Origin of the sequence: Streptomyces sp. NPDC058964 (assembly GCF_042741275.1) — a bacterium.
Lineage (GTDB): Bacteria > Actinomycetota > Actinomycetes > Streptomycetales > Streptomycetaceae > Streptomyces.
The window spans coordinates 33,807-36,643 of the sequence record NZ_JBHYKH010000029.1 but is presented as its reverse complement, the minus strand read 5'-3'; the positions used below and the strand labels follow the sequence as shown (position 1 = coordinate 36,643).

Here is a 2,837-nt window from a genome sequence, read left to right as displayed (position 1 = left end):
TGCACAACCTCGCCCTCGCCGGATAGCCGAACAGGCGGCACTGCAGCCGCCCATGCCACTCCCGACTCCAAGATCGTTACGGGACAAGCCTTAGTCGACGATAGCGAGTTCCTTCGCGAGGCACTGCCAGCGTGGTGGAGGCCGGTGGCAGCGAGGCACACGCGCGCCTGGGCGGTCAGCGCACCCGGCGTCGTGGCTGACTGTCGTCGGCTGAGGTTCGTGCCACAACCGTGCCAGACGCAGGGGTCAGTCACGGTCACCACCGGTGACCCCCGGTCGAGTAGCCGCCCGCATCCTCGGCCGACGAAGACGCAGCTCAAGCTCGAGATCACCCAGCCTCTCTCCTAAAGCGGTACTCAGCTCCCACCCTGCAGTGCGCTACTGATCTCCAGAAGGCACCCCTCGGGCAGAGCGAAGGCGTTGCTGGGGTTCCGGTAGGAGTGCCCACCGTCGTTGATCCAGACGCCGTCTGCCAACCTCCACCGAGCGGGAGCCCATTGGCCCTGGTTCTCAAGGAGCATCCTTGCCACCTCGGCGGGCTCTTCGATCAGGGTGAGAGCATCGAGCGCAGTGGTGAGAGCCGCGGCTGCATCGTCGGGAAGCAGCGCGTCGCCGAGGGTGGGGAAGAGCAGCAAGAGACGGGCGTCAGCATCACCAATGCCTTCTGTCACCGGCTGCCGCGCAGCGGACAGCAATTCCGGCCAGGCCATGCCGGGCCCCATGAAGTGACCATCGTCCACGGCGAGGGTTTCCGCTTCGGGCCCAGCCGGCTGATGTATCAGATGGTCCACGCCCCATTCGCCCACGAAGTTGCGGTAGACGACGTAGATGGTGTGACCGGAGCGCAGCGGCACGCTGAACACCGGTCACGCATGCTCGGCGGACAGTGCGCGATACAGCTCCATGGCCGCATCCCAGTCAGCGCCGAACGCGGCTCGCTGTGCGTCCTCCCCACGCAGGCAGGAGCCGAGGTGCATGGGCCAGAACAACGGGTCGTCCAGGTAGGCGCCGCCCTGGACCAAGGGGCCGCCTTTGTATTCGGGGATCTTGAGCACCTGCAGATGATGGCATGCGGGGCAGCCACGGCGTCAGGAGCGAGGTTCGGCCCTCTTCCGTCTCAGTTTCCGTCTCATTCAGCGCCGTTCGCGGACGTTCAGACGAGACCGGAGCCAGTAGCCGCTAGCTCAACCGGCCGCCCATGAACGCAGGTGAACGGCCCCATCCGTGACCCCCGAGCCCACCACCACAGTTGCCGCTGCGCGGAGCAGTGCGCCTTCCACAAAGGACATGTGCCCGGCAATCTGCACTGGTCCGCACAACGGTCGAGACCGGGGGGTGGGAGACGTGGCTCGTACACAGTCCAGGTGTGGAGCGCTCACGGAGAAGGGCACTCGGTGCCGGCGACTGGCGATGGTCGGTGCGTCGCGATGCAACCTGCACCGTGGCGAGTGGTCGTTGTACACCATCGAGAAGCGCAAGGAAGCCGAACGCAAGACGAAGCCTGTGTGAGGTGACATCCATGGCTGACATCAACGACAGCGGACAGCAGCGGCGCGGTGCGGTCTGACACGGCCACGGCCGCCCCGCGCAGGACGGGTGGACAGGCGGTCAGACCGAACTCCTAAAGCGGTGCTCACCAGGCTCGGCCCTACCGCGGGCGTGCCAAGTAAGGTGCCGCTCATGACCACTTCTCCTGATCACGTCGACAGCAGAGAAGACCTGGCTGCCTTCGTCCGTGCCCTCCACCGCAGCCACACCAAGGAGGGCCACTCATGGGAGAACTCGGACCTCACGAGTTTCCTGGAGGCGCTGGCGGCATGGATCGACGACGCGGACGGCTGGTACAGCAACGTCGGCCGCAACCTGCCCGCCAGCGGTGACTGGAGCTTCTTCGCAAGAGCTCTACGAGCTGCGACCACCTACGAGTAGTCGGTGGCTCACGACAGACGCGCAGAGCGGACGGCCACGCCCGTGCCAGACACGTGCCAGATCGTGCGGGGAACCACGAGGAATGACGGGGACCAGACCGCCGCTCAGTCAGGCCCCGCGCCCGCTCCGCCGCAGGTCAGCCAAGCAGCCTCCCACCGAGAACCCGAGCTTCCCAAGCTGAGCGCGTGGCGGGTCGCTACGCACCGAGCGGCCACATAACCCCTATTTCTAGGGTGCGTTGCCTTCGGTATGTCAGCTGCTCGTCTCCGGGCCCCAGCGCTCAGGCCCCACTCCGCGCCAATCGATCCACGGTGACTCCGCTGCCTCTGCCGGGTCGATCTCCAGCCCGGCTCGGCGGAGGAACTCTGCGACGTCGGCCACGTTGTGGGCCAGGCCGAGGATCTCGCCGTCCACGCGCACTCGTCGGCCGCCTGTGGGTGACGGTGGATGGACGATCACGCGGATCGGACCGGACATGCCTGCAGGATTATCTGGAACATGCGGCCTCGCATTCCAGCGCGTCATGGATGAAGCCGCCCACTCATGTGTCCGTCTGGCCGTCCCAGGTCACGCAGTTCCCACCATGCTGCGGGGCTTGGGCGCCGTTGCTGCCAGTAGGGATGGAAGTACAGCTGAGCCGACAGCCGGTACAGACGCCGGCGCAGCTCGGTGCGACCGGGCCGCTCGGCGAGCTGCCGGTACGCGGCACTCCACTCCTGCTGCGCCTGGGCGAGGTCGTCGGGGAACGATCGCATGGCCAAATTCAAGCACGTGTTCGATTTGTAGGTCCATTGAAGGTGCTGCCGGGCGACGTTGTCGCGGCACGCTGTCCCGTGCCACTGGATCTTGACCGTTTGCCATCGGACTTTGACGGACGCGAGTTTGTGTCATCGGAGTTTGATCACCGC

At 66.0% G+C, this 2,837-nt stretch carries 5 protein-coding genes; 1 reads left to right on the top strand and 4 read right to left on the bottom strand.

All coding sequences use genetic code 11. From position 1 onward, the window contains the following. Positions 1 to 356: 356 nt before the first annotated feature. Entirely contained in the window at positions 357 to 863 is a 507-nt protein-coding gene (locus ACFW2E_RS06185; RefSeq protein ID WP_384462181.1) for a hypothetical protein, read from the bottom strand. A 3-nt stretch (positions 864 to 866) separates the two neighbouring features. After that, a complete protein-coding gene (locus ACFW2E_RS06180) occupies positions 867 to 1,055 on the bottom strand; it encodes a hypothetical protein (protein WP_384462178.1) in 189 nt (62 codons plus the stop codon). A gap of 625 nt (positions 1,056 to 1,680) precedes the next feature. On the opposite strand from ACFW2E_RS06180, the gene ACFW2E_RS06175 reads away from it, so the two are divergent. Then, on the top strand, positions 1,681 to 1,929 hold the full coding sequence (locus ACFW2E_RS06175) for a hypothetical protein (RefSeq protein WP_384462176.1): 249 nt from the start codon (positions 1,681 to 1,683) through the stop codon (positions 1,927 to 1,929). 252 nt (positions 1,930 to 2,181) lie between these two features. Here ACFW2E_RS06175 and ACFW2E_RS06170 read toward each other — a convergent pair whose 3' ends face one another. Both ACFW2E_RS06170 and ACFW2E_RS06165 read right to left on the bottom strand, forming a co-directional pair. Next, the gene (locus ACFW2E_RS06170) at positions 2,182 to 2,406 is read right to left on the bottom strand and encodes a hypothetical protein (RefSeq protein WP_384462173.1); all 225 of its coding nucleotides are present in this window, start codon (positions 2,404 to 2,406) and stop codon (positions 2,182 to 2,184) included. Between the two features lie 44 nt (positions 2,407 to 2,450). Further along, entirely contained in the window at positions 2,451 to 2,684 is a 234-nt protein-coding gene (locus ACFW2E_RS06165) for a hypothetical protein (protein ID WP_384462170.1), read from the bottom strand. Between the last annotated feature and the right edge of the window lie 153 nt (positions 2,685 to 2,837).